Annotated in this window: 29 protein-coding genes; 16 read left to right on the top strand and 13 right to left on the bottom strand. The window is 60.6% G+C overall.

The features are described 5' to 3' along the window. Window positions 1-206: 206 nt before the first annotated feature. From GA0061100_RS01545 to GA0061100_RS01535, 3 genes are all read left to right on the top strand, one after another. Window positions 207-2000 (top strand): acetolactate synthase 3 large subunit, encoded by a 1794-nt coding sequence (locus GA0061100_RS01545; RefSeq protein WP_075850858.1) that lies wholly within the window; start codon window positions 207-209, stop codon window positions 1998-2000. A gap of 85 nt (window positions 2001-2085) precedes the next feature. After that, complete coding sequence (ilvN, locus tag GA0061100_RS01540) at window positions 2086-2658, top strand: acetolactate synthase small subunit (RefSeq protein ID WP_075850857.1); 573 nt, start codon at window positions 2086-2088, stop codon at window positions 2656-2658. Between the two features lie 132 nt (window positions 2659-2790). Beyond that, on the top strand, window positions 2791-3822 hold the full coding sequence (locus tag GA0061100_RS01535; protein WP_083961277.1) for a capsular polysaccharide export protein, LipB/KpsS family: 1032 nt from the start codon (window positions 2791-2793) through the stop codon (window positions 3820-3822). Between the two features lie 2 nt (window positions 3823-3824). Here the strand turns inward: GA0061100_RS01535 and GA0061100_RS01530 are convergent, their stop codons facing one another. Beyond that, complete coding sequence (locus tag GA0061100_RS01530; protein ID WP_075850855.1) at window positions 3825-4670, bottom strand: aldo/keto reductase; 846 nt, start codon at window positions 4668-4670, stop codon at window positions 3825-3827. 205 nt (window positions 4671-4875) lie between these two features. On the opposite strand from GA0061100_RS01530, the gene GA0061100_RS01525 reads away from it, so the two are divergent. From GA0061100_RS01525 to GA0061100_RS01510, 4 genes are read left to right on the top strand one after another with little or no spacing between them, the layout of a single operon-like run. After that, complete coding sequence (locus tag GA0061100_RS01525) at window positions 4876-5469, top strand: LysE family translocator (protein WP_075850854.1); 594 nt, start codon at window positions 4876-4878, stop codon at window positions 5467-5469. Between the two features lie 23 nt (window positions 5470-5492). Next, complete coding sequence (gene nthA, locus GA0061100_RS01520; protein WP_075850853.1) at window positions 5493-6134, top strand: nitrile hydratase subunit alpha; 642 nt, start codon at window positions 5493-5495, stop codon at window positions 6132-6134. Then, a complete protein-coding gene (gene nthB / locus GA0061100_RS01515) occupies window positions 6131-6790 on the top strand; it encodes a nitrile hydratase subunit beta (RefSeq protein ID WP_075850852.1) in 660 nt (219 codons plus the stop codon). Before nthA ends, nthB begins: the two co-directional genes overlap by 4 nt. Beyond that, entirely contained in the window at window positions 6777-7148 is a 372-nt protein-coding gene (locus GA0061100_RS01510; protein ID WP_075850851.1) for a nitrile hydratase accessory protein, read from the top strand. The genes nthB and GA0061100_RS01510 overlap by 14 nt, the downstream gene beginning before the upstream one ends. Window positions 7149-7325: 177 nt before the next feature. On the opposite strand, the gene GA0061100_RS01505 is transcribed toward GA0061100_RS01510, so the two are convergent. From GA0061100_RS01505 to GA0061100_RS01495, 3 genes are read right to left on the bottom strand one after another with little or no spacing between them, the layout of a single operon-like run. Next, window positions 7326-8129 (bottom strand): anti-sigma factor family protein, encoded by an 804-nt coding sequence (locus GA0061100_RS01505; RefSeq protein ID WP_075850850.1) that lies wholly within the window; start codon window positions 8127-8129, stop codon window positions 7326-7328. Next, window positions 8126-8680 (bottom strand): RNA polymerase sigma factor, encoded by a 555-nt coding sequence (locus GA0061100_RS01500; RefSeq protein WP_075850849.1) that lies wholly within the window; start codon window positions 8678-8680, stop codon window positions 8126-8128. Before GA0061100_RS01500 ends, GA0061100_RS01505 begins: the two co-directional genes overlap by 4 nt. Continuing rightward, on the bottom strand, window positions 8664-9044 hold the full coding sequence (locus GA0061100_RS01495; protein ID WP_075850848.1) for a COG4315 family predicted lipoprotein: 381 nt from the start codon (window positions 9042-9044) through the stop codon (window positions 8664-8666). The genes GA0061100_RS01500 and GA0061100_RS01495 overlap by 17 nt, the downstream gene beginning before the upstream one ends. A 152-nt stretch (window positions 9045-9196) precedes the next feature. Here GA0061100_RS01495 and GA0061100_RS01490 point away from each other — a divergent pair, with 152 nt between their 5' ends. Next, window positions 9197-10324, top strand: a complete 1128-nt coding sequence (locus GA0061100_RS01490) for an ATP-dependent DNA helicase (protein ID WP_075851839.1) — start codon at window positions 9197-9199, stop codon at window positions 10322-10324. Window positions 10325-10511: 187 nt separating this feature from the next. Further along, on the top strand, window positions 10512-11264 hold the full coding sequence (locus tag GA0061100_RS01485) for a pyridoxine 5'-phosphate synthase (RefSeq protein ID WP_075850847.1): 753 nt from the start codon (window positions 10512-10514) through the stop codon (window positions 11262-11264). Window positions 11265-11527: 263 nt separating this feature from the next. On the opposite strand, the gene GA0061100_RS01480 is transcribed toward GA0061100_RS01485, so the two are convergent. Then, on the bottom strand, window positions 11528-12415 hold the full coding sequence (locus GA0061100_RS01480; RefSeq protein WP_075850846.1) for an SDR family oxidoreductase: 888 nt from the start codon (window positions 12413-12415) through the stop codon (window positions 11528-11530). A gap of 136 nt (window positions 12416-12551) precedes the next feature. Between GA0061100_RS01480 and GA0061100_RS01475 the strand changes: the two genes are divergently transcribed. Together GA0061100_RS01475 and GA0061100_RS01470 are read left to right on the top strand one after the other, a co-directional pair. Then, window positions 12552-12968 (top strand): winged helix-turn-helix transcriptional regulator, encoded by a 417-nt coding sequence (locus GA0061100_RS01475; protein WP_075850845.1) that lies wholly within the window; start codon window positions 12552-12554, stop codon window positions 12966-12968. 10 nt (window positions 12969-12978) lie between these two features. Next, entirely contained in the window at window positions 12979-14226 is a 1248-nt protein-coding gene (locus tag GA0061100_RS01470) for an FAD-dependent oxidoreductase (protein WP_075850844.1), read from the top strand. A gap of 90 nt (window positions 14227-14316) precedes the next feature. Here the strand turns inward: GA0061100_RS01470 and GA0061100_RS01465 are convergent, their stop codons facing one another. From GA0061100_RS01465 to GA0061100_RS01445, 5 genes are all read right to left on the bottom strand, one after another. Continuing rightward, a complete protein-coding gene (locus tag GA0061100_RS01465; protein ID WP_075850843.1) occupies window positions 14317-15543 on the bottom strand; it encodes an MFS transporter in 1227 nt (408 codons plus the stop codon). A gap of 49 nt (window positions 15544-15592) precedes the next feature. After that, window positions 15593-16210, bottom strand: coding sequence for a TetR/AcrR family transcriptional regulator (locus GA0061100_RS01460; RefSeq protein WP_075850842.1), 618 nt, complete (start codon window positions 16208-16210; stop codon window positions 15593-15595). A 90-nt stretch (window positions 16211-16300) separates the two neighbouring features. After that, window positions 16301-16807 carry a GNAT family N-acetyltransferase gene (locus tag GA0061100_RS01455; RefSeq protein ID WP_075850841.1) on the bottom strand — a complete coding sequence of 169 codons (507 nt, stop codon included), beginning with the start codon at window positions 16805-16807 and terminating at the stop codon, window positions 16301-16303. Between the two features lie 83 nt (window positions 16808-16890). Further along, a complete protein-coding gene (locus tag GA0061100_RS01450; RefSeq protein ID WP_075850840.1) occupies window positions 16891-17820 on the bottom strand; it encodes a bifunctional helix-turn-helix transcriptional regulator/GNAT family N-acetyltransferase in 930 nt (309 codons plus the stop codon). Between the two features lie 71 nt (window positions 17821-17891). Beyond that, complete coding sequence (locus tag GA0061100_RS01445) at window positions 17892-18611, bottom strand: aspartate/glutamate racemase family protein (RefSeq protein WP_075850839.1); 720 nt, start codon at window positions 18609-18611, stop codon at window positions 17892-17894. A gap of 161 nt (window positions 18612-18772) precedes the next feature. On the opposite strand from GA0061100_RS01445, the gene GA0061100_RS01440 reads away from it, so the two are divergent. Both GA0061100_RS01440 and GA0061100_RS01435 read left to right on the top strand, forming a co-directional pair. Continuing rightward, complete coding sequence (locus GA0061100_RS01440) at window positions 18773-19237, top strand: Lrp/AsnC family transcriptional regulator (RefSeq protein ID WP_075850838.1); 465 nt, start codon at window positions 18773-18775, stop codon at window positions 19235-19237. Between the two features lie 107 nt (window positions 19238-19344). Continuing rightward, the gene (locus tag GA0061100_RS01435) at window positions 19345-20607 is read left to right on the top strand and encodes an NAD(P)/FAD-dependent oxidoreductase (protein ID WP_075850837.1); all 1263 of its coding nucleotides are present in this window, start codon (window positions 19345-19347) and stop codon (window positions 20605-20607) included. Between the two features lie 41 nt (window positions 20608-20648). On the opposite strand, the gene GA0061100_RS01430 is transcribed toward GA0061100_RS01435, so the two are convergent. After that, a complete protein-coding gene (locus GA0061100_RS01430; RefSeq protein WP_075850836.1) occupies window positions 20649-21692 on the bottom strand; it encodes an NAD(P)-dependent alcohol dehydrogenase in 1044 nt (347 codons plus the stop codon). 200 nt (window positions 21693-21892) lie between these two features. Here GA0061100_RS01430 and GA0061100_RS01425 point away from each other — a divergent pair, with 200 nt between their 5' ends. After that, a complete protein-coding gene (locus tag GA0061100_RS01425) occupies window positions 21893-22801 on the top strand; it encodes an AraC family transcriptional regulator (protein WP_075850835.1) in 909 nt (302 codons plus the stop codon). A gap of 23 nt (window positions 22802-22824) precedes the next feature. Here the strand turns inward: GA0061100_RS01425 and GA0061100_RS01420 are convergent, their stop codons facing one another. Further along, the gene (locus GA0061100_RS01420; RefSeq protein WP_244557748.1) at window positions 22825-23322 is read right to left on the bottom strand and encodes a hypothetical protein; all 498 of its coding nucleotides are present in this window, start codon (window positions 23320-23322) and stop codon (window positions 22825-22827) included. A gap of 176 nt (window positions 23323-23498) precedes the next feature. On the opposite strand from GA0061100_RS01420, the gene GA0061100_RS01415 reads away from it, so the two are divergent. Continuing rightward, window positions 23499-24149, top strand: coding sequence for a TetR/AcrR family transcriptional regulator C-terminal domain-containing protein (locus tag GA0061100_RS01415; RefSeq protein WP_075850834.1), 651 nt, complete (start codon window positions 23499-23501; stop codon window positions 24147-24149). A gap of 44 nt (window positions 24150-24193) precedes the next feature. Beyond that, a complete protein-coding gene (gene ilvC, locus GA0061100_RS01410; protein WP_069612460.1) occupies window positions 24194-25213 on the top strand; it encodes a ketol-acid reductoisomerase in 1020 nt (339 codons plus the stop codon). 50 nt (window positions 25214-25263) lie between these two features. Here ilvC and GA0061100_RS01405 read toward each other — a convergent pair whose 3' ends face one another. Further along, entirely contained in the window at window positions 25264-25851 is a 588-nt protein-coding gene (locus GA0061100_RS01405; protein ID WP_075850833.1) for a class I SAM-dependent methyltransferase, read from the bottom strand. Window positions 25852-25970: the final 119 nt, after the last annotated feature.

Genomic DNA, 25970 nt, shown 5'->3' with positions numbered 1-25970 from the left:
CGCTTCGAAATTTTCTGTCTATCACTTCGGCCCATGAAAAACTCGATCGTTCTTATCGTGGTGGGAAGGCGCATGGGCAGGATGGTGTAACCATCCGGCGATAGCCACCCATGCGCTAGATGACAGGCTCCCTAAGGGGCCTTTTTTTATGCCCGAAATCGAGATTTCATCTTTCCAAACCTCCAGCAGACAAGCGGAACAAACGTATGACCGGCACAGATAATCAGGCGAGCGGCAATCGAATGACAGGCGCGGAGATCGTGTTGCAGGCGCTCCGGGACAACGGCGTCGAACACATTTTCGGTTATCCGGGCGGCGCCGTGCTTCCGATCTATGACGAGATCTTCCAGCAGGACGACATCCAGCACATTCTCGTCCGTCACGAGCAGGGCGCCGGCCATGCGGCCGAAGGCTATGCCCGCTCCACCGGCAAGGTCGGCGTCATGCTGGTCACCTCCGGTCCGGGTGCGACCAATGCCGTCACCCCGCTGCAGGATGCCTTGATGGACTCCATCCCGCTCGTCTGCCTGAGCGGCCAGGTTCCGACGACATTGATCGGCTCCGACGCCTTCCAGGAATGCGATACCGTCGGCATCACGCGGCCCTGCACCAAGCACAACTGGCTGGTCAAGGACGTCAACGAGCTGGCGGCCGTCATTCACGAAGCTTTCCGCATCGCGCAATCGGGTCGTCCGGGTCCCGTCGTCGTCGATATCCCGAAGGATATCCAGTTTGCGACCGGCACCTATACGCCGCCGGAAGCGCATCATGTCCAGAAGAGCTATCAGCCGAAGATCCAGGGCGATCTCAACAAGATCAACCAGGCGATCGAGCTGATGAAGAATGCCCGTCGTCCCGTCATCTATTCCGGCGGCGGCGTCGTCAATTCCGGCCCGGAAGCCTGCAAGCTGCTGCGCGAGCTGGTCGAGCTGACCGACTTCCCGATCACTTCGACGCTGATGGGCCTCGGCGCCTATCCGGCATCCGGCAAGAACTGGCTCGGCATGCTCGGCATGCACGGCTCCTACGAAGCCAACATGGCGATGCACGATTGCGACGTCATGGTCTGTATCGGTGCGCGTTTTGACGACCGTATTACCGGCCGCCTGAACGCCTTCTCGCCAAACTCGAAGAAGATCCATATCGATATCGATCCGTCCTCGATCAACAAGAACGTCCGTGTCGATGTCGGCATTCTCGGCGATGTCGGCAATGTTCTGGAAGACATGGTTCGCCTGTGGCGTGCGCTGCCGCAGAAGCCGGCGGCGGAGCGCCTGGGTGACTGGTGGGGCGATGTTGCCCGCTGGCGCGCGCGCAATTCCTTCGCCTACAAGCCGAGCGACGATGTCATCATGCCTCAGTATGCGATCCAGCGTCTTTATGAGTTGACGAAGCATCGCGATACCTACATCACGACCGAAGTCGGTCAGCACCAGATGTGGGCGGCGCAGTTCTACGGCTTCGAACAGCCGAACCGCTGGATGACCTCAGGCGGCCTCGGCACCATGGGCTACGGCCTGCCGGCAGCACTCGGTGTTCAGATCGCACATCCGGAAAGCCTGGTCATCGACATCGCCGGCGATGCCTCGATCCAGATGTGCATTCAGGAAATGTCGGCTGCGATCCAGCACAATGCGCCAATCAAGATCTTCATCCTGAACAACCAGTACATGGGCATGGTTCGTCAGTGGCAGCAGCTGCTGCATGGCAACCGCCTGTCCAACTCTTATACCGAGGCGATGCCTGATTTCGTCAAGCTCGCCGAAGCCTATGGTGCCGTCGGACTGCGTTGCGAAAAGCCGGGCGATCTCGATGCCGCCATTCAGGAAATGATCGACGTCAACAAGCCGGTTATTTTCGATTGCCGCGTTGCCAATCTCGCCAATTGCTTCCCGATGATCCCCTCGGGCAAGGCGCACAATGAAATGTTGCTGCCGGACGAGGCGACCGACGAAGCGGTTGCCAACGCCATCGACGCCAAGGGTCGCCAGCTGGTTTGATCGATAGCTGGGGCGCGGCGGTTGCCATGCCCCAGCCGATCCCGCTGGCATACCGAACAAGAACCGAGGAAACGGAACAAGGATAATGAACGCACACCTTCAACCCACGGGCTCCGCCTACTTCATTTCGCCCGAAACCGCAGCGGCTGAGAGCCATACGCTTTCGGTGCTTGTCGATAACGAGCCAGGCGTTCTTGCCCGCGTCATCGGCCTCTTCTCCGGCCGGGGCTACAACATCGAAAGCCTTACGGTTTCGGAGACGGAGCATCAGGCGCATCTGTCGCGCATCACTGTGGTAACGCGCGGCACGCCGCAGGTGCTGGAGCAGATCAAGGCGCAGCTTGAGCGCATCGTTCCCGTTCACCGCGTCGTCGATCTGACGGTGCGCGCCCGCGAACTCGGCCAGGAGCGGCCGATCGAGCGCGAAGTGGCGCTGCTGAAAGTGACCGGAAGCGGTGAGATGCGCGCCGAGACGTTGCGGCTGGCCGATGCCTTCCACGCCAAGGTGGTGGACGCGACCGTCGAGCATTTCATTCTCGAAATCACCGGCAAGTCCTCGAAGATCGATCAGTTCATCGCCATCATCAAGCCGCTCGGCCTCATCGAAGTCTGCCGCACCGGCATTGCCGCGATGAACCGCGGCTCGCAAGGGATGTAAGAGCCTGCGTCGTTGACCGGTTCGCCGTTCGGAATCGCCTTAGAAATCAGAGCGGTTCAGTGCTTCCGTGGAACACTGAACCGCTCTATCTTTTGCTTCGGTCGACGATGATATTTGCAGCGGGAGAATATGGTGGCAGTCCTTGCCGGCGAGACTTTGCTTGAGATCAGCAGAAAGCCATGGCATCCGCCTGATTATATGCGTCTCGGCGCTGCGTTCTTCGTCCGTGGCGATTTTCCCTGGCTTGGGCATTATTTTGGCTCGCAGAAACTGGCCTCGGTCCTCTCTCCTGGAATAGGCGGTGTCGTCTCCTGGGGTGGCCGTGCGCCGGCGAAGCTAGCGGACAGCGTTGCGCGGTTTCGCCATCTTCGACACTGGCATCTGGAGGATGGTTTTCTTCGGTCCATGGGGCTCGGCAAGTCCGGTGCCATTCCGCTGTCGATCGTCATTGACGATCTTGGCTTGCCCGTCGATGCCGGTCGGCCATCGCGGCTTGAGCGATTGATAGAAGGCGCAGGAGAGGCAGGCGAGCGTGGCCGCGCCATTCGCGAGCAGATCGTTCTCAACAGGCTTTCGAAATACAATCATCTCCCACATCGCCCGCCCAGCATTGAGCGAACGACGAAGCGCCGCATTCTGCTCGTCGACCAGGTCGTCGGCGACGTTTCCGTCGGCCGTGCACTCGGCTCAAAGGCTTCTTTCGAGAAAATGCTTGCTGACGGGCTGGCGAGCGATGCGCAATGCCTGATCCGTACCCATCCGGATGTGATGGCCCGACTTCGTAAGGGGTATCTTACGGATGGTGCTTCGAAAGGCGATGCAATCCTTGTCGGTGAAGAGGTGTCGGTGGCATCGATCCTCGACGTCGTCGATGAAGTCTGGACGGTTTCCAGCCAATTCGGTTTCGATGCGTTGCTGCGTGGCATCCCGGTTCGCTGCTATGCCGCACCCTTTTATGCCGGCTGGGGTGTGACGGAGGATCATTTCGGTGCCTATACCAAGGCCGCGCTTGCCGGCCGTCGAACGAAGCTTCGGACCGTCGATCAGATCGCTGCCGCCGCCTTTTCGCTCTATCCGACCTATCGCGATCCGGCAGACTGGCGGGAGATCGACGTTTTTCGGGCGGTCGAGCTGATCGTCGCGCAGCAGAAGGCCGCTGCCTGAACCTACAGCATGTCCAGTGACTTCTTTCGCGACGGCGGCGGGAAGGCGGCGTCGAGGATAGCCCAATCTTCGTCCGTGATGTCGATATCGATCGAGTCGCGGTTTTCCTCGATGCGCTGGGCGTTCGAGGATTTCGGGATCGATATCACGCCGTCGCGCTCCAGTAGAAAGGCGAGGGCAATCTGGGCCGGTGTCGCCTGATAGGTCTTGGCGACGCGGATCAATTCCGGGTGATGGAGCAGACGGCCCTGTTCGATCGGCGAATAGGCCATGATCGGAATGCTGCGCTCCTGGCACCAGGGCAACAGGTCGTATTCTATGCCGCGCCGGGAGAGATTGTAGAGCACCTGGTTGGCGGCGACATTGCCGCCATTCGGCACGGAAAGCAGCTCATCCATATCGTTGACATCGAAATTCGAAACGCCCCAGGCCTCGATCTTGCCCGCAGCCTTCAGACCTTCGAAAGCTTCTACCGTTTCTTCAAGCGGGTAGTTGCCGCGCCAATGCAGCAGATAGAGATCGATGCGATCGGTGTTCAGGCGCTTCAGGCTGCGTTCGCAGGCTTCGACCGCGCCTTTGCGGCTGGCATTGGCGGGATAGACCTTGCTGACAAGAAAAACCTCGTCGCGACGGCCTTCGATAGCCTTGCCGACCACTTCTTCGGAACCGCCATCGGCATACATTTCCGCCGTGTCGATCAGCGTCATGCCGAGATCGAGACCGGTTTTCAGGCTGGTGATCTCGTCCCGGGTGGTCGCGGCGCTCTCGCCCATATTCCACGTTCCCTGGCCGAGTGCCGGAACCATGATGCCGGAAGGAAGGGTGACGGTTGGGATGGGTTCGCGCATGGTCATTCCTCACTGCAGAAAACCGAAGGATAAGGGCATTCGACCGGATTTCAATCGACATCCGTCATGTCACCGTGACAATCACCCTATGGCTTTCGTATGGCTGGCGAACTAATGTCGCACGGCCATGCGTCGTTACATTTTGTGCGCATGAAGAAGAATTTTGGATGCCGCCCTGTCACGATACGGTGTCCTAGGAGGCATCATGGCGCTGGATACATTTCTGGCTCTTCTACTTTTCGCATTCACAACCTCAATCACGCCTGGGCCGAACAACATGATGTTGTTTGCATCCGGTGTGAATTTCGGTTTCCGCCGTACCATTCCGCACATGCTCGGCATCGGCGTTGGCTTTCTCTCGCTGTTGCTCGGTGTTGGACTCGGCCTGGGTGCTGTGCTGCACACCGTGCCGCTGCTCTATACCGTGCTGAAATTCGCCGGCGGCGCCTATCTCGTCTGGATCGCCTGGAAGATCGGCACGTCCCGCAGCCTGACCGAGAGCGAGGGCTCGGCGCAGCCGATGAGCTTCATCAGCGCCGCCGCATTCCAGTGGGTCAATCCCAAGGCCTGGGTGATGGCAGTCACCGCCATGGCGACCTATACCAATGAGCAGCTCTACCTCGTCACCGTCCTTCTTGTCGGGCTGGCATTTGCTGCGGTCAATCTGCCGAGCGTTTCGACCTGGGCCGGCTTCGGTTCGGCGCTGCGCGACTGGCTTTCTGATCCCGTCCGGCTCAAATGGTTCAACATAACCATGGCTATCCTGCTGGTGCTCAGTCTCTGGCCGATGCTAAAGTAGTCGCAAAGAGACAGGAGACAGCCATGTCCCACGGACACTCGCATGATGACGACGATCATCACCATCACCACGACAACCACTATTCGGACATGCAGGCGCGCGTGAAGGCGCTCGAGACGCTGCTGACGGAAAAGGGGCTGATCGACCCGGCGGCGATCGACCGTATCGTCGAGACCTATGAGACGAAGGTCGGGCCGCGCAACGGCGCGCAGGTGGTGGCAAAGGCCTGGAGCGATCCCGATTTTGCCGATTGGTTGCGGCGCGACGCAACGGCGGCGATTGCCAGCCTCGGTTTTACCGGCAGGCAGGGCGAGCATATGCGCGCGGTATTCAATACGCCGGAGACGCATAACCTGATCGTCTGCACGCTGTGCTCCTGCTATCCCTGGGCCGTGCTCGGGCTGCCGCCGGTCTGGTACAAGGCGCCGGCCTATCGGTCGCGCGCGGTGATCGATCCGCGCGGCGTGCTTGCCGAGTTCGGCCTGACCTTGCCGCAGGAGACGAAGATCCGCGTCTGGGATTCGACTGCCGAACTCCGTTATCTGGTGATCCCGGAGCGGCCGGCCGGTTCCGAAGGCATGGATGAGGCGGCGCTCGCGGATCTCGTCAGCCGCGATGCCATGATCGGAACGGCAATTGCCAAAACGCCGGAGGCCGCGCTATGAACGGCCCGCACGATCTTGGCGGCCAGATGGGTTTCGGCGCTGTCGCGCCGGAGCCGAATGAGCCTTATTTCCACGCCGAATGGGAAAAGCGCGCGCTCGGCATCACGCTTTCCTGTGGCGCCTTCGGTGCCTGGAATATTGATGAAAGCCGGCACGCGCGCGAAAACATTCCGCCGGCGAGCTATCTCGGCGCCAGCTACTACGAGATCTGGACTCGCGCCGTCGATACGTTGCTCGAGCGGCATGGCTTTGCCACGGCCGAGGAGCTGCGCGCGGGTCACGCGATCGAACAGGGCAGAATGCCGAAGCGCGTTCTGAAGGCTGATATGGTCGATGGCGTCTTGGCCAAGGGCGGCCCTTGCGACCGACCGCTCGATTCAGCGCCGCTTTTCGCCGTGGGCGATCACGTGCGGACGAAGAATTTCAATCCGACGGGCCATACGAGATTGCCGCGCTATGCCCGGGCCAAGGCGGGTGTCGTCGAGGCTGTGCAGGGCTCTTTCGTCTTCCCGGACGACAACGCTCACGGCCGCGGCGAAAATCCGCAATGGGTCTATACGGTGGTCTTCGATGGCGGCGAGATCTGGGGCGAGGGTGCCGATCCCTCGTTAACGGTCTCGATCGATGCCTGGGAGAGCTATCTTGAGCGCGTGTGAAGTCGTTTCGCCTTTGGCGCAATCGCCCGGATTGCCGAAGTCGGCCGATGGCGAGCCGGTCTTTCCCGAGCCCTGGGCGGCGGATGCTTTCGCGATGACCGTTCATTTGCATGAGAAGGGCCTGTTTGCCTGGAGCGAATGGGCTGAGCAGTTGTCGACGGAACTGCACAAGCCGGGCCGCGCGCCTGACGGCAGTGATTATTTCGATTGCTGGGTGGCTGCACTGTCAGGGCTGCTGGTCGCGAAGGGCATCGCCGATGCCGATGTGATCCTTGCTTTGCAACAAAGCTGGCAACGCGCGGCGGAAGCAACACCACACGGCAAGCCGATTGCGCTGGAGAATGATCCACAGCGTTAAAGGATGAGCTTCCTCGGGCCATCCTCGTCCTTCGAGGCTCCGGTCTGCGTCCTCCGCACCTCAGGATGAGGATGGAGCCGATGCCGCATTCGATGAAGCCGATTTTTATCGACACGGAGAAAGACTAGCCCTCATGGTGAGCAACCATTAAGCAGCTATGCAAGTGTCCCGTCGGCGTCAGGACGAAAATTGCTTGTAGCATTCGTCCGCCACCTGCCGCAGCATGTCGCGCGAAATCTCGCCTGTCACGGCATAGCCGAGGTCGCCGTCGATCCAGTAGAAGGTCTCGACGGCATTGTCGCTGGCGAAGCGGAAGCTGGTCGTGGTGTTGCCGCTATTGCGCCCCACCAGCACGGTCAGGCGTTGACCGCTGGCATTTTCATACATGAACAGGGCGCCGGGAGTCCCGTTGACAGGCAGCAGTCGGCCGCCGACCAGCTGAAAGCCGAGCTTTTGCAGGCTCGGCACCTTGAGGCCGGCGACATTCATGCGCTTGCCGAGCCAGGTGGCGAGATGCGCTTCCTGATCCGCGCCGACCTCGACGGGATGGCGGACATCGCTGGCGTAGACGATGAAGGCCGAATGCGCCTGCTGCGGCAGGGCTTCGATCGAGGTTAGCTGCAGTTCGCGTGGTGCTAAGAGATCGGGACCGAAATGACCGGCCGCCGCGCCCGCGATGAAGAGCGCCAGCGAGGCGGCGAGCATCATCAGCCTGTGACTCCGCCGTGGCTGTATCGTCTCGGTAGAAGGTGTGCGTCTGCTTTTGGAAATCAGATCGGCGTCGTGGTCCTTTGACACTGCGTAGGAAGAGAACATGGCCCGGATGTCATTGTTCTGAGCCTGCCACGCAGCCACGGAAGCAGCCTCGTCGGGATTTTCGGCCAGCCATGCCTGCAATTCCACCTGTTTTTCCGGCGGCAGAAGGCCATCGGCAAAGGCGTGAAGGTCCGCTTCGGTAACGGTTGGTTTGCGTTCGTTCATTTTGGTCTCCGAAGCGTGACAACATTGTCTGCGTTCAGCAGGCTGGTCATCTTCTGGCGCGCGCGCGACAGGCGCGACATGACCGTGCCGATCGGGATATCGAGCATGTCGGCGACATCCTGATAGCTGTAGCCTTCGACGATGACGAGCATCAGCACCGCGCGATACTCTTCGCCGAGGCTGTTCAGCGCCGTCTCCAGATGGGATCGCCGCAGCGGGTCGTTGTCGGTTTCGGCCGCAGGCAGATGGCTGTTGTCATCGATATCGACGAAACTGCGGCCGCCCTGCTGGCGCCGCTCGTTGCGGTAAAGATTGGTCATGATGGTGAGGATCCAGCCGCGCAGGTTTAGCCCGCGCCATTGGCTGCGCCGGGTCAAAACCTTCTCGACACAATCCTGAAGCAGGTCCTCGCCGTCGGCATCCGAGCGGGTGAGGCTGCGCGAATAGCGTCGCAACGAGGGGAGGAGCGCCAGCACCTCCGCCTCGAAGCTATCGGGCGCGGGGGAGGTTCCCGCCACGCCCTTTCCGTTCTCATCAGGGCTTCGCGACATCCCAGACGCCCTTGAAGCCGTCGCCGGCGATGTCACCGGACTTTGCGTCCTTGACGAAGAAGTAGAGCGGCATGCCGTCCTTTGCCCACTGTTTCATCCCGTCCTTGCGGGTAATGATCGAATATGCACCCTCGGCCTTGGCTTTGCTATCGGCCATGAAGGGTGGCCAGGCTTTCTCGCAATCGCCGTTGCAGTTGGACACGCCAGCCTTGTCGTTCTTGAAGGTGTAGAGGGTCTTGCCGTTTTCGCCGGCGAGCACCTTGCCCTTGGCGCTTTCGACCGTCTTGACGGGTGCTGCAGCGAAGGCGGCTGTGGCAAAGGCCGATGCCGCAGCGAGCGTGGCCAGGAAACTCAGGGTCTTCATGATGTCTCTCCTCGGGTGGGTGAACGATGGTCGTCCAGGCCTCGCATTTTGCGTTGCCGGACATGAGACACGGCTGCCCGGGATTTTATTCCCAGCTCGCCGGGTATTTTTTACTGCTTGCTTCCATCGGCCGAATCCTGCCAATTCGGCGCATGCAATTCGCGCCGCAACAAGATGAAGCGCTCCAGGCCGTCGCCAAGTGGCTGAAGGAAGGGCGTTCGCCGCTGTTCCGTCTGTTCGGTTATGCCGGTACGGGCAAGACGACGCTTGCGCGGCATTTTGCCGAGCATGTGGACGGCGATGTGCTGTTTGCGGCGTTTACCGGCAAGGCGGCGCAGGTGCTGCGTTCGCGCGGCGCCTCGAATGCCAAGACCATCCATTCGCTGATCTACCGGCCGCGCGGCGAGGAAGCCGTCGAGGACGAGGAGACGGGCAAGACGTCGATCGCGCCGATGTTTACCATCAACCGCCAGAGCCCGGTCGCCAAGGCTGCGCTCATCATCGTCGACGAATGCTCGATGGTGGACGAAGCGCTCGGCAAGGATCTGATGAGTTTTGGCACGCCCATTCTGGTGCTTGGCGATCCCGGTCAGCTTCCGCCCGTTTCCGGCGGCGGCTTCTTCACCAACGAGGAGCCGGATTATCTGCTGACGGACATTCATCGCCAGGCCCGCGACAACCCGATCATCCAGCTCGCCATGCAGGTGCGCGAGGGCAAGGAGATCATGCACGGCGACTATGGCACCGCGCAGGTGATCTCGAAGAACGAGGTCACGCAGCCGCTGGTGATGGAGGCCGATCAGGTGCTGGTAGGCACCAACCGGACACGGCGGCGCTACAATCAGCGTCTGCGCGAGCTTAAAGGATTTACGGCCGAGTATCCGCAATCTGGTGACAAGCTGGTCTGCCTGCGCAACGACCCCGCCAAGGGGCTGCTCAACGGCTCGCTCTGGCAGGTCATGACGTCTTCCAGAGAAACGACGAAGCCGGGCATCAATCTTTTGATCCGCCCGGAAGACGACGACATGGACCGCGGCGCCGCGAAGATCAAGCTGCTGAAACAGGCCTTCGAGGATGTCGAGGGTGAGATCCCGTGGTCGACCCGCAAGCGCTATGACGAGTTCGACTACGGCTATGCGCTGACGGTGCACAAGGCGCAGGGTTCGCAGTGGAATAATGTCGTGCTGTTCGACGAGAGCTGGGCATTTCGCGATACGCGCGAGCGCTGGCTCTATACGGCCATTACCCGCGCCGCTGAGACGCTGACGATCGTCCGATAGGGCGGCGTTCGCGGTCATAAATATCCGCAAAAGGACGTTGCTGCCGATGCGTCACCACCTGGTGATGCGGCTTTGTCGTGCCCATCAAAGTTTTGCATGGGTTGATGTCGGAATCTCGTTGGTTTTGCTGGGCATAATGGCATAGAACGGCTGATATCAGCCGCTTTGAAAATCAGGGATTTCGATTATGCCCGCCAAGCTTTCCGTGAACCTCAACGCCATCGCGATGCTGCGCAACCGGCGTGATCTTCCCTGGCCGAGCGTCATCGGGCTTGGCCGCATCGCACTGGCCGCCGGCGCCAGCGGTCTGACGGTTCATCCGCGCCCCGATCAGCGGCATGTCCGCTTTTCCGATCTGCCCGATATCCGCGCCCTGATCGATGACGAGTTTCCCGAAGCGGAGTTCAATATCGAAGGCTATCCGAGCGACGAGTTCTTCGATCTTTGCGCCGCCGCCGAGCCGGAGCAGGTGACGCTTGTGCCCGACGACCCCGCGCAGGCGACCTCGGATCACGGCTGGGGTTTTCGCAATAACCGCGAACTGCTGGTCGACGTTGTCGCCAAGTACAAGAAGATCGGCTGCCGCGTATCGCTGTTTGCCGATGGCGACGGCGATGCAGACGCCGTGAAGATTGCCAGGGAGGTCGGTGCCGATCGCATCGAGCTCTATACCGGCCCCTATGGCGGCTGCTACGACGATCCGCAGAAGGCTGCCGTCATTCTGGAGGCGCTTGGCAAGACCGCCGATGCCGCCTTCGCCAACGGGCTTGACGTCAATGCCGGCCACGACCTGACCGTTGCCAATCTGCCGGCACTGCTGAGGCGTATTCCGAAGCTTGCGGAGACTTCGATCGGCCATGGGTTGACCGCCGATGCGCTGGAATATGGCATGGTCGAAACGGTGAGGCGGTTCCGCCGGGCTTGCGGGCAGGTAGTTTGAACGGAAGGGGTTGGGGTGGTCTGGCGCGCTGGTTTTTGCCGCGCCGTCTTGCCTGCCCCCTCATCCTAGCCTTCTCCGCGCCCCTTCGACAAGCTCAGGACGCGGAGAAGGGACGACAGCGCAAACTGGCGATCGCATCATTCGGTGAGAGTTTGCGGATGATGCCTCAAAACTCCCTCGCCCCGCAATGCGGGGAGAGGGTTGGGGTGAGGGGCCATGCTTGAAGGCGAGACAAAGCAAGTCTTGCCTGACCTTCCCAAACCTCAGCCAGCCAATACAGCCTTGTGTTCCTCGAAGAAGCTGCGCAGCGTCTGTGGCTCCTTGCCGGTCAGCTTGTTGAAGTCGTTGGTGAGGATATCGAATTTGCCGGCGCGGGTGTTGGCGTCGGCGGAGACGAGCATGTCGACCACGAAGGGCGGCAGGCCGGCGCCGGCAAGGCCAGCGGCGAACTGTTCGTCGTTTACTTGAACGACCTCAAGCGGGCGGCCGGTGATCTTGCTGACAACGCTTGCGACATCCTCGATGGTGACGGCGGTCGAGCCGGTCAGCGTGTAGGTGGCGCTTTCCGTCGTGTCGGAAGCCAGGGCAGCGGCGATCGCGAGTGCGCAATCTTCGCGGCTGATATTGCTGACGCGGCCGCCACCGGTCGCGGTGTACCACTTGCCGATTTCGAGGCTGTGCGGCAGGCCGTGCAGGAAGTTGTCGAAATACCAGGCGTCGCGCAGAATCGTGTAGCCGATGCCGCTTGCCTTGATGGCGTTTTCGGTGCCGAGGTGGTCCGGCGCAAAGCTGACCAGCGAACCTTCGGGGGCCGGCATGGACGTATAGAGAATATGTTTGACGCCAGCCTTCTTGGCGGCCTCCACAGCAGCGGTCTGCTGCTTCAGGCGCTGGCCGGGAACGGCGAGCGCATCGGTGCTGATGATCAGCAGGCGATCGACGCCGGCAAAGGCGGCGGTCAGGCCGGCGGCATCGTCGAAATCGGCCTTGCGGGTAACGACGCCCTTGGCGGCGAGGTCGGAAAGCTTTTCGGGGCTGCGCGTGGCGGCAATGATGCGGCCGGGAGCGACCTTGTATGTCTCCAGCAGGTGATGGATGACGCGCTGGCCAAGCTGACCGGCGGCGCCGGTGACGAGAAGAGTGCTGCTCATATCTTTTTCCTTGTTTGACCGCCGCGGATTGCAGGGGTTTGTCGCTCTCAAAAAGAGACCAGCTCTACATTGGTGTTTGACTTCGACCTGTAAAGGAGGCAGTTTTTTGGCTCTACGTTACCAAAAGGGAACCGCCTTGAGCACCAGCACTGTCGTCAATCTGCGCAACACGAAGGTACCGTTGCGTGCCGTCGATATCAGCAAGGTTACGTTTACGGATTGCCCGGTGCGGGATCTGGTCTCGCAGATCGGCGGCAAATGGTCGGTGCTTTTGCTGGAAGCTCTGGCGCAGCGGCCCTATCGTTTTGGCGAGCTGCGCCGCATGGTGCCGGATATCTCCCAGCGCATGCTGACACAGACGCTGCGGGAACTTCAGCGCGATGGTTATATCGGTCGGGAGGTTTTCCCGACAAAGCCGCCGAGCGTCGAATACCGCATGACGGATCTCGGCTATTCGCTCTACGAGCCGCTGGCACAGCTTCTGAACTGGGCCGAGGCCAATCACGAGGCCGTGCGGGCCGCGCGTACCCGTTTCGATCAATCGCCGGATTGAGCTGCCCATCGTGAAGCCTTTGAAGATCGCCATCGTCGGCGCCGGGCCTGCCGGGCTTGCCGCTTCTCTCTTTCTTTCCCGTGCTGGGCACACGACCGATATCATCGAAAGATTCAATAGCCCGGCCCCCGTCGGCTCGGCGCTCATGCTACAGCCGACCGGATTGACCGTGCTGGAATCGCTTGGGCTCGGTCCGGCCATCCATGCCGCTGGCAACCGCATCGACCGCTTGTTCGGTACGGAAACCACCCACGGCCGCATCGTTCTTGATGTGCGCTACAATGCGCTGCCGGGTGGGCGTTATGGGCTTGGCGTCCATCGCGCGGCTCTGTTCGATACCCTTTATGATGAGGTCTCCGCACGGCGACACCCGATCCATATCGGGCAGCGGGTCATCGGTGTGATGGAGGAGGGCGGTGAAAGCTATCTCTCCATCGAAGGGGGAGAGCGCCTCGGACCTTACGATCTCGTCATCGACGCCAGTGGCGCGCGCTCGGAGCTGGTAGCAGCCTCGCCCGTTGCGCCACGTGCACGCAACCTCGTCTACGGTGCCTTCTGGGCGACGCTCGATTGTCCGGACGGATTGGTGGATCAGGCGGCGCTGACGCAGCGTTATGACAGGGCGAGCGTGATGATCGGCGTCTTGCCGATCGGCAGCAGAAGGCCGGATTTGCCGAAACAGGCCGCTTTGTTCTGGAGCTTGAAAGTGGCGGATGCGGACGAGGTGCGCAAGCGCGGGCTCGATTGCTGGAAGCAGACGATCCGCGGCTACTGGCCGGAATGCGAGCCCTTGCTGGAGCAGATCACCGATTGGGAGCAGTTGACGCTAGCGCGTTATGCCCATCGCACCGTGATGATGCCTTATAGCGGGCGAACTGTTTTCGTCGGCGATGCGGCGCATTCCACCAGCCCGCAGCTCGGGCAGGGTGCCAACATGGCTCTGCTGGATGTCGCGGCGCTGGCACATGCGCTTGCCGGCCATGACACGATTGAAGCTGCACTTGGTGCCTATGCGAAAGCCCGGCGGATGCATGTGCGGCTGTTCCAGCTGCTGTCTGCCGCTTTCACGCCCTTTTACCAATCGGATTCGGCGGCATTGGCCTGGATTCGGGACCGGCTGGTCGCCACCATCGCGAAGGTGCCGCCGGCGCCGCAGATCTTGGCGGGCATCGTTTCCGGCACGCTGGTCGATCCGTTTCATGGCGCAGGCTTGCGGGAATGTGACTGGCTGCGGCTGGCCGTGCCGCAGCCGTCCTGATCAGTTCTAGCGTTCGAACCTTTCCGCTTTTCTTCGAATCGCGAAAATGTTCTATCCTTTTGTTTTTACGCCATTCCGGACGGAAAACCGCTACGCACTTTTCCTGGAATTGCGTTCGGTCAGGAAGGCAAGCAGCGCGATGACCGGGAAAGCTACACCAATCCAGGAGGCCAGGTTCCAGCCTCCGGTCGCATAAGCCCAGCCGCCGAGCGCCGAACCGAGGGCGCCACCGGCAAAGAAGGTCGCCATGTAGAGCCCGTTGAGACGGCTGCGATGTTCGGCGCTGAGCGCGAAGATCGAGCGTTGTCCGAGCACGAGATTCGTCTGAACGCCGAAGTCAAGCATGATGCCTGACAGCGTGAGCGTAGCCAGTGCCAGCAGCGAGCCGCCGCCGGAAAAGTGACCGATCAGGAAGGCAACGATCGCAATTACCAGCGCAAAGGCGGTCGCAGGCCTCGTCCAGCCGCGATCGGCTACACGTCCGGCAATCGGGGATGCGACCGCGCCGGCTGCGCCGGCAAGCGCGAAAAGGGCGATGCCGTTCTGTGTCAGGCCGAAGGCCGGGCTCGCCAGCAGTAGCGGCGTCGTCGTCCAGAAGAGGCTGAAGGCGCCGAACATGCAGGCCTGATAGAGCGCGCGTCGCTGCAGGACCGGCGTATGGAGCGCGAGGTGACCCATGGAGGACAGCAACTGTCCGTAGTGCAGCTTCGTATGTGGCACGCGGGTCGGCAGGACGAGGCGCAGGATGACGATCAGCCCGATCATGATGCCGGAGGAGATGATGTAGACCGCGTGCCAGGACAGAAGCTCGGACAAGAAGCTCGCCGCCGGGCGGGCGAGCATGATGCCGACGAGCAGGCCGCTCATGACGTTGCCGACGACGGCACCGCGGCTGGCATCAGGCGCCATGTGCGCCGCGAAGGGAACCAGAACCTGCACGGCGACGGAAGCAAGGCCGATACAGAGCGAAGCGAGCAGGAACAGCGACGGCGACCAGGCAAAAGCGGCGCCGACCAGTGCGATGGCGGAAAGCGCAACCAGTGTCAGCACCAGCCTGCGGTTTTCCAAAAGGTCGCCGAGCGGCACGATCAGCAAGAGTCCGAGGCCGTAGCCGATCTGGGTCAGCGTGACGATGAGGCCTGTTGCGGCGGGGGTGAAGCCGAGCGACTGGCTGATAGGGCCGGCGAGCGGCTGGCCATAATAGAGATTGGCGGCCACCAGCCCGCAGGCGGCGGCGAACATGAAGGTCAGCAGCGGCGAAATGGTCTTTTCAGGGAGCGGCGTGCTCTCCCGTCTGGCGGCGGCAGTTGCGGGCATGTCTTGTCCTCGGTGCGGGCAGGGGGGCTCCCCAAAATTTCGATGAAAATCAGTTCAGCAGTTTCATGGCCGTCTCGGCGACGGCGAGCATATGTTCGGCTTTACGGCCGGTCTTGCCAATTACACGCATGCCTTTTGTCAGGGCCAGCAGGGCACAGGCGGTGCTTTCAGGGTCGACATGCTTCGCCACGGAACCATCGGAATGACCCAGGCGAATGAGATCCAGAATGCGCTTCTCGTCGAAATCGAAGGCCACGCCGACGCGGTTTGCGACCTCTTCGTCAAAAAGTGCAAGCTCGGTCGCGCTGCCGACCACGAGGCAACCCCGGCGACCGATCTCGCCGCACGATGCTTCAGCAAAGAACCTCGCCAATGTCCGCAGTTTTTCATGAGCATTTGGCGCTTCGGCAAGGGCTTCGTCGATCAGGCGCTGCCGTACGTGGCGATAGCGATCGAAAGCAGCAAGGAACACGCCGCGCTTGTCGCCGAAGGCTTTGTAGACGCTGCCGGCGGTCAGTCCCATGGCCTCGGTCAATTCGCTGATCGAGGCGGCATAATAGCCCCGCTCGGAAAAGACGCGCAGTGCTTCGTCAAGCGCGGAATCCATGTCGAATTCCCGTGGCCGGCCGCGAAGCTTTGGTGCGATGTCGAGAGCGTTTGTCGTCATGACACTCTTTTAGGAAATGATCGTTTCCAAATCAAGTGAATTTTTGCGATGCAACAAAGTTAACGACAAAATCGGCTGGTCACCGATTGGCTATTCCTGGAATCGTGCCATGTAGATGGCATCGAGGTAGCGTCCGTCTATGCGAACGGATTTGCGGGCAAAGCCCTCGCGGACGAAGCCGACTTTCTCATAAAGCGCGATGGCTCTGTCATTGTCGGCATGCACGCTAAGCTCGACGCGTTCTATTCCCACATTGCGCGCTGCCTGCAGCGTTGCGTCTATCAGGCGACGTCCCAGTCCCTGGCCGCGATAGGCGGGGATGATGCCCATGCCGAGCCTGCCGGTGTGGGCATGGGACGGAAACGTATGGCGGCTGATATCGCACCATCCGACCACCTTGCTATCGGCCAGCGCGACGAATTGCGGATTGCCCTTTTCGATCATGCCGAGGACGAAGGCGCGCGTGTCTTCCAGCGGTGGGGCTTCGAGGAGCGATAGATATTTCCACTCGCGCGCGACGGTATCGAGCGCTGCGCGGAAATCCTCGATATACTCGTCGGCAATGGGCTCTATCCGGATTTCGATGTTTGCGGCCATGTCGATGTCTCGATGCAAATCAGGGGTGCATGGAGAATAGAAGTGAAGCCGCAGCGTGTCCATGGACCTCGCGACTAGCCTGTTTAGAGATCGAGCACCCAGGTCTGGCCGTTCAGTTCCGGGCCGAACATGCGATGCCTTTCCTCCGCCGCAAGCTTGAAGCCCGCCTTGATGTAGATTGCCCGCGCCGTATCGAGAATATCGTTGGTCCAAAGCGATAGCTTTTTGTAGCCGGCGTCGCGCGAGAAGCGGATGCATTCGTCGACCAGCAACTTGCCGAGGCCGAGGCCGCGTGCGGCCTTGTCGACATAGAGCAGCCTGAGCTTGGCGATGCCGTCGCCGCCATCGGCGATCATGGCGGAGCCGACATTCAGGCCGCCTCGCTCGGCGATCCAGCACCGATCCTTCTCAGGATTGAAATTGGACAGGAATTTGCCGGCGACTTCGGCGACCAGTCCTTCGAAGCGATCGTCCCAGCCGAATTCCTCGGTGTAGAAACGTGCCTGGCTTTGCACGATCCAGCCGATGTCGCCGGAACGATGGTTGCGGATAACGGCGGGAGCGACGGTTGTTTCATCGGCGCCGAGCGTATCCTGGATCGTCCGCATCGCTGCCACGACCCGTTCCGGTTCGCCGATTGCGAGCTTTTCGAAATAGCCGGCGATCTGCGCGCGCGAGCGGCGGACGAATTCCTCGAACTGCGCCTGTCCCTTTTCGGTAACTTTTATGACCTGGCTGCGCGCGTCGCTCGGGTCCGGCGTCGTCTCGATCAGCCCGTCCTCGCGGAAGCGTTTGACGATGCGGCTGAGATAGGCGGGATCGAGATGCAGGTCGCGCGTCAGGGCCGAAGCGGCAACGCCGCCGCGAAATCCGACTTCGAACAGCACGCGCACATCCGTCAAAGTGTAGGGGCTGTCGAGATAGGCCTTGTTCAGGACACCGAGAAAATTCGTGTAGAACCGGTTGAAGTCGCGGACGGCATCGATGGTCGTGAATTCGGCAGCAGGGGGCATGACATCGTCTCCTCAAATATGGAAGACGATGTCCATTATTTATTGGACTCAGTCAAGTAAATTGATCGAGATCAGGCAGCGCAGCTGCTATGGGCCTTTTCATCCGCAAGGGCGAAGTCGACGGCTGCTTCCGCATGGATCGTTGTGGTGTCGAAGCCGGGCAGGATCAGCGCCTTCGGATCGAGGATAAGGCAGATCTCGGTGCAGCCGAGAATGACGCTGTCGGCGCCTTCGGCCTTGGCGCGCTCGATGATGCTGTTCAGCTTCCGGCGGGATTCGTCCTTGATGATGCCGGCACAGAGCTCGTTGAAGATGATGTCATGCGTTACCGTGCGATCCTCGGAACCGGGAACCATGATGGAGACGCCGTTTTCAGCCATGCGCTCGGCATAGAAGCCGTGTTCCATCGTATAGCGCGTCGCGAGCAGCAGCGGCTTGACCCGGCCCGCGGCCTTCAGCGCCGCCGCAGTTTCATCGATGATATGGATGAGCGGCGCGGAAACGCGCTCAGCAACTTGAGGCGCGATCAGGTGCATGGTGTTGGTGCAGATCAGCACGCATTCGGCACCGGCGGCCTGCAGTCGCTGTGCGGCATCGCCGAGCCGATCGGCGGCGTCGTTCCAGCGTCCGGCCTTCTGCAGGGCGACGATTTCTTCGAAATTGACGGAGTACATGACCATTTCGGCGGAAGAGAGACCGCCCAGCCGCTCGCGGACCATTTCATTGATCAGGCGGTAGTAGACTGCCGAACTCTCGAAACTCATGCCGCCGATCAGGCCAATGGTGCGCATAATGCTGTTCTCCGCTCCTTAGTTGTGAATGGAGGAATAGTGCTGCGATTCATGCGCGATGTGTTTGCATTTTTCGAATCTTATCAGGGTTTCCCTGCAAAAGTTTGCGCATTTTTCGATTTGTATGCAAAATAACGGCGCATAGATGGGGATTACCGCACATGCTGGACGAACGTGACCGAAAGATTCTCGAAATTTTGCAGGCGGATGCTGGTATATCCGTCACGGAACTTGCCGATCGCGTCGCCTTGTCGGTCTCGGCCTGTTCGCGCCGCATCCAGCGTCTTGAGGAAAGCGGGCATATCGCCCGGCGCATCGTCGTGCTCGACCGTGAAAAGATGGGGGTGCCGACGACGGTCTATGCGATGATCAAGACCGCGCATCACGCCGACGAGTGGATCGAAGCTTTTCGCAAGGCGATCGGCGATATTCCCGAAATCGTGGAAGCGCACCGGCTGACTGGCAATTACGATTATATTCTGAAGATCGTATTGCCGCGCGTCGAGCATTATGACGTCATCTATAAGATGCTGGTGCGCAAGATCGAGCTATTCGATGTCTCGGCGTCGATTTCGATGGAAGAGCTGAAAAGCGGCGCCTTTGTGCCTGTCGACTATGCAAAGTAGGTATAACGGCGGGTGACGGCTGCACAGGTGCCATGCAGAAAAGATGGTTGCTGCTGATGCGTCTCAACCCTACGTTTTCAGGCGAAACCTAGATATGAGGTGTTGCCATGCAGGATCATCACGTTGTTGTCGTCGGGGGCGGTTTCGGTGGAGTGCAGTGCGCCAACGATCTGAAAGGCGCTCCTGTTCGCATCACGATGATCGACCGGCGCAATCACCATCTGTTTCAGCCGCTTCTCTATCAGGTCGCAACGACCTTGCTCGCAACTTCCGAAATCGCCTGGCCGATCCGTAATTTCTTCAGGGATAGGCCCGAAGTGACGACGTTGCTTGCCGAAGTCATCGGTGTCGACAGCGCGGCGCATGAGGTGCTGCTGAAAAACGGTCAGAAGATCTCTTACGATACGCTGGTGTTGGCGACCGGTGCCACCCATGCCTATTTCGGGCATGACGAATGGGAGCCGGTGGCGCCGGGATTGAAGACGCTCGAGGACGCGACGACCATTCGCCGTCGCCTGCTTCTGGCCTTCGAACAGGCGGAGCTGGAAACGGACCCGGCCGTCCGCGAGGCGTTGCTGACTTTCGTGATCGTCGGCGCCGGTCCGACGGGCGTGGAACTTGCCGGCATCATCTCGGAACTGGCGCGGACGACATTGCCCAGGGAATTCCGCAACATCGACACCCGCAAGGCAAAGATCCTGCTCGTGGAGGCCGGTCCGCGGGTGCTGCCGGCTTTTGCCCAGGAACTCTCCGACTACGCGCAAAAGGAACTCGAGCTGCTGGGTGTCGAGGTTCGTTTCGGCAAACCCGTCACCTCATGCTCGACGGAAGGTGTTACGATCGGTGATAGCTTCGTGCCGTGCCGCACCATCGTCTGGGCGGCGGGTGTAGAGGCATCGCCGGCGGCGAAATGGCTTGGAATCCCGGCCGATCGCGCCGGCCGCGCAATAGTCGACAAAGACCTGAGGGCGCCGGGCCAGGACGACATTTTCATCATCGGGGACACCGCCGCCGTCATGCGTGACGATGGAAGCCCCGTGCCGGGGATCGCGCCGGCCGCAAAGCAACAGGGCGCCTACGTCGCCAGGGTGATCAAGGCAAAACTTGCCGGCAAGGCTGCGGCAGGGCCGTTCCACTATCGCCATCAAGGGAGTCTCGCGACGATCGGCAAGAGTGCCGCGATCATCGATTTCGGCTGGCTGAAGCTGAAGGGATGGCTCGCCTGGTGGGTTTGGGGGCTCGCCCACATCTACTTCCTGATCGGCGTGCGCTGGCGTATCGCGGTCGCCTGGAGCTGGCTGTGGATCTATATCAGCCGGCAGCACAGCGCCCGGCTGATCACGCAAAGGGAAAGCATACGCGAGGAATAATTGCGAGGGCGGCGTCCGTATCGGACGCCGCCCTTTTCAAATTAGGCCAGCGAGGCGATGTCGATGACGAAGCGGTAGCGCACGTCGCTCTTCAGCACGCGCTCATAGGCTTCGTTGATCTCCTGAATGTTGATCGTCTCGATCTCGGCGACGATGTTGTGTTCACCGCAGAAGTCGAGCATCTCCTGCGTTTCCTTGATCGAGCCGATCATGGAACCGGAAAGGCTGCGACGGCCGGGGATCAGCGAGAAGGCATGAACCGGAACGGCATGTTCGGGAACGCCGACCAGCACCATGCTGCCGTCATACTTCAGCAGGTTGAGATAGGCGTTCCAGTCGATGGCGGTGCCGACCGTGTTGATGATCAGGTCGAAGGTGCCTGCGAGCTTGGTGAAGGTCTCGGCATCGCTGGTCGCGTAGTAGTCCTTTGCGCCCAGCTTGAAGCCGTCTTCCTTCTTCGACAGCGTCTGGCTGAGAACCGTCACATCGGCGCCCATGGCATTCGCCAGCTGGACGCCCATGTGGCCGAGGCCGCCCATGCCGACGATTGCAACCTTCTTGCCGGGGCCGGCCTTCCAGTGACGCAGCGGCGAATAGAGCGTGATGCCGGCGCAAAGCAGCGGCGCGCCCGCATCGAGCGGAATGTTGTCGGGGAAGGAGAGGACATAGCCTTCCTTGACGACGATCGAGTCGGAATAGCCGCCGAAGGTCGGCGTCTTGCCGTCGGCTTCGACGTCGTTATAGGTCTGGACGAGGCCCGGCATGTAATGCTCGTAGTCCAGGTCGCGCGTGGCGCAGGTCGTGCAGGAATCGACGAAGCAGCCGACGCCGACGCGGTCGCCGACCTTGAACTTCGACACCTTCGAGCCGACAGCGGTTACAACGCCAGCGACTTCGTGGCCAGGAACCATCGGATATTTCGAAAAGCCCCATTCGTTGCGGGCCTGATGGATGTCGGAATGACAGACACCGCAATATTGAACGGAGATGACGACGTCGTCATCATTCGGTTCGCGGCGTTCGAAGGTGAAGGGAACGAGCGGCTTGGACGCGTCGGTGGCGGCGTAACCCTTTGCGATAGGCATGGGAGTTTCCTTGCTTTTTGGGACGGGTTGGGAGTGGAATTGAGACGCTGCACTATGCATCGGGACCCGGCTGCAGCGTTAGAGCGATCCTGCAAGCTTTATGTACGATCCTGCGAATCTAATTATGCGGTCGCCCTTTCGCTGCTGGGGTAGGTTACCTAGATAAGCCTCAATATCTACTCGAAAACAGTTGGTTGTGCATGACGCTGCCTTTCAATCCCAACCAGGAACTCGCCTCCATCGTTGCCCGTTTCGCCACCGGGGACGGAGAGCATCGCACCGCCATCGAGGGCCTGAACCTGTACAGACAGTCGGCTGTCACCGTGTGGCAACATGGCGCCTATCGGCCCTCCTATGCGGTTGTTGTTCAGGGTCGAAAGAGCCTGACGGTCGGGGCCGATACGTACCATTACGGTGTCGGCGAATATATTCTGACCGCGCTTGACCTGCCGGTATCGACGCAGGTCACCAATGTCCGCAGCGAGACCCCCTATCTCTGTTTCTCGATGGTGCTAGAAAGCGAACGGCTGAATGAGTTGCTGTCGCGGGTCAATATTCCCCGCCAGGCAATGACGGCGGAACCGATGCGCGGGCTTGCCGTCAATGCCGCATCTCCGGAACTGCTTGATGCTTCGCTGCGGCTGCTCAGATTGCTTGACCGACCGGATGATATTCCGGCGATGGCGCCGTTGATCGAGCAAGAGATTCTCTATCGCCTGCTGACCGGACCGAACGGCCCTCGGCTGCTGCAGGTTGCCATGGCCGAGAGCCAAAGCAACAGGGTGGCGCGTGCTGTTGCCTGGATACGCGGCAATTTCACCCAGTCGCTCCGCATCGAGGATCTGGCCGAGCGTGTCGGCATGAGCGTTTCATCGCTGCACCATCATTTCAAGGCGGTGACAGCCATGTCGCCGATGCAATATCAGAAGCAACTCCGGCTCCATGAAGCGCGGCGGCTGATGATCGTCGAGCAACTCGATGTCGGATCGGCCGGCCATCGCGTCGGCTATCAGAGCCCCTCGCAGTTCAGCCGCGAATACAGCCGCCTTTATGGTCTCCCTCCTCTGAGGGACGTCGAGGCGATGCGCAGCGCTGTGGCTGCAGAATAGCCGTCTTCACGCGTGACCTTCGATCAACTGATTGGGGCGCTGCAGTCACTGCCATTCCAGATGTAGCTGGGAGTGGCACCCTGCGATCCCCACAGGCCTTCGAAGCGGTGATAACCAGCGGCGAAGTGGATCGTCAGAGACCCCATTCCATATTTGTCGAACCAACGCAGTGTGCGCTGCCTGCCGTCAGACGCTCCAACTTCGGACAATGATCCGACCGTCGTCGTTCCATCGTCATCGAAGCGATAAGTCCCCGAGATGTGACCTTGTCCGTCGACCCTAAGCGAAGTTTCGACATCGACCAGCTTGTCGCCAGAGAGAAGTTTGCCGCAATAGCGTCCTGCGGGTCCGGGGACTGGTTTTGCCGTCGAGTGGGCCGAGGCGGGCAGGGCAAGCAGGCCTATCGCCATGCCGATCCCCGAGATACGGACAAGCATGCGTTGCTTGCTTTCGGCCATTCTGACGCTGGATGGCGTCAGAATGGTTGGTATATCGAGAGGCAACGATCGTTCGACTTTCATCGGGAGGCTCCAGCGCGACAGCGGATAGGCGCAAGCTCTAGCTGGCATGAACCTGCCCTGACAAGCGCTCTCTTTTTGGCGCAGTGCAGCAACGAATTCCGCTTGACGGCTGCATCGACCTCCTGCATAAAGCGCCACGAACCGTACCGTACGGTACGCATTTGGGAGTAGCCATCGTGCTGAGCGAAGTAGGACAGTCGAGCGAGTTTTCGCCGCGCCAGAACGCGGTTTTGGAACAGGCGCTACGTCTCCTCGTCGACGGCGGCGAAAAGGCGCTGACGACCTCGGGTGTCGCGCGCGCCGCCAATTGCTCCAAGGAAAGCCTCTACAAGTGGTTCGGCGATCGTGACGGCCTGCTGTCGGCCATGATTACCTATCAGGCCAGCAAGGTCCGCACCTTCGAGCGCAATGGCGAGCGGCTGAATACGGCAAGCCTGCATGATCATCTGGTGATTTTCGCCCGCGATCTGCTGGAGGTTCTGGCCGGCGACGTCTCTCTCGCATTGAACCGCCTGGCGATCGGCCAGTCGAACCGCGACGGATCGAAGCTCGGCAAGCTGCTTTTGGAGCGCGGGCGGCGGCAGATCGACCGTCGCGCAATCGGCCTCATCGATGCCGGCAAGCGGGCAGGGCTGTTGCGCTTCACCGATGCCGACGAGGCATATCACACGCTTTACGGGCTCGTCGTCTCCGATCTGCATGTTCGCATGCTGCTCGGCGAGCCCGGTTTGAAGGATACGAGCCGTCAGGCGGAAAAGGCGGTCAGCGCCTTCCTCAAGCTTTACGGCACGGAAAAGGTATTGGCGGAAGCAGCAGCGACCGTCTGACAATTTAAAATCTGCACCCAGACAAGCAAAGGGAAGGACAAACAATGCGCGTCTATTACGATCGTGATGCCGATCTCAACCTCATCAAGTCGAAGAAGGTCGCCGTCATCGGCTACGGTTCCCAGGGCCGCGCCCATGCGCTGAACCTGAAGGACAGCGGCGCACAGAACGTTGTGATCGCGCTCAAGGCCGGTTCCCCGACTGTCAAGAAGGCCGAAGCCGATGGCTTCAAGGTCATGACCGTTGCCGAAGCTGCCGCCTGGGCCGACCTGATGATGATGGCGACCCCGGACGAACTGCAGGCCGACATCTACAAGTCCGAAATCGCTCCGAACATCCGTGACGGCGCTGCGATCGCCTTCGCACACGGCCTCAACGTTCACTTCGGCCTCATCGAGCCGAAGGCTTCGGTCGACGTCGTCATGATCGCTCCGAAAGGCCCGGGCCACACGGTTCGCGGCGAATACCAGAAGGGCGGCGGCGTTCCCTGCCTTGTAGCCGTTCACCAGAACGCCTCCGGCAATGCGCTTGAACTCGCTCTCTCCTACGCTTGCGGCGTCGGCGGCGGCCGTTCGGGCATCATCGAAACCAACTTCCGCGAAGAGTGCGAAACGGACCTCTTCGGTGAACAGGTCGTTCTCTGCGGCGGTCTCGTCGAGCTCATCCGCGCCGGCTTCGAAACGCTGGTCGAGGCTGGTTACGCTCCGGAAATGGCCTATTTCGAGTGCCTGCACGAAGTGAAGCTCATCGTCGATCTGATCTATGAAGGCGGTATCGCCAACATGAACTACTCGATCTCGAACACGGCAGAATGGGGCGAATACGTCACCGGTCCGCGCATCATCACTGAAGAAACCAAGGCTGAGATGAAGCGCGTCCTCAAGGACATCCAGACCGGCAAGTTCACCTCCGAGTGGATGCAGGAATACCGTTCGGGCGCTGCCCGCTTCAAGGGTATCCGCCGCAACAACGACAGCCACCAGATCGAAGAAGTCGGCGCCAAGCTGCGCGGCATGATGCCCTGGATCGGCAAGAACAAGCTGGTCGACAAGTCGGTCAACTAAGCTTTCGGCGAAAGCCGGATTGGAGGGCCGGGGCGAAAGCTCCGGCCTTTTTATTTTCGGGCTTTGACGTGGAGCCATCTTGTCGGCTCACCGTCGAAGCCGCCGCCATCGGCTTCGGTCATGATGATGTCTTTCCATCCTCCGGCGCTCAGCATAGCCTCAAGCCACGCGGCGGAAGGGTAGTTGTAGTAGCGCCCGAACTTGTCGTGGCCTTCTGCTTCTCCCGCCTTGAAACTGGCGTGGAAAATGCCGCCTTTTTTCAAGGCGCGCAAAATGCGGTCGAAGACATCCGGCAGGACGGATCGCGGAACATGCAAGAGACTGGCTTCCGCCCATACGCCACCGAAAGCCTCCGTGGCATCCAGGGCTTCGAAGCGCATGATTCGAACGGGCCTACCGATGCGGCTTTCGGCTTCCCTGGCGAGCTCGGCAGAGCCGTCCGTGGGCGTGACGTCGAAGCCGCGCGAGAGCATGTAGGCGGCATCCTGGCCGCCGCCACAACCCAGTTCGAGGATGGGCGCGCCGGCGGGCAAGGCGTCGAGGAAGGCATCAAGCCGCTTTCTCGGCAGGTTGCGGTCGCGCGCGGCGTAGAGGGCTGCATTGTCAGTATAGAAGGACGATGTCGGGTCGGTGCTCATTGTTGCCTGGCGCTCGCTTTTTTCATTCGAGAGACCACTGCTAGCAGGAAAGCCTGACAATATCTGTCACGGTGACAAACAAAATAGGTCAGCATTGTTGACTTATCTTTTGTTGCGTG

It is taken from the genome of Martinezella hainanensis (assembly GCF_900094555.1).
Classification (GTDB): domain Bacteria; phylum Pseudomonadota; class Alphaproteobacteria; order Rhizobiales; family Rhizobiaceae; genus Rhizobium; species Rhizobium hainanense.
The sequence above is the reverse complement of the archived record's forward strand: the minus strand, read 5'-3'. Positions and strand labels throughout refer to the sequence as shown.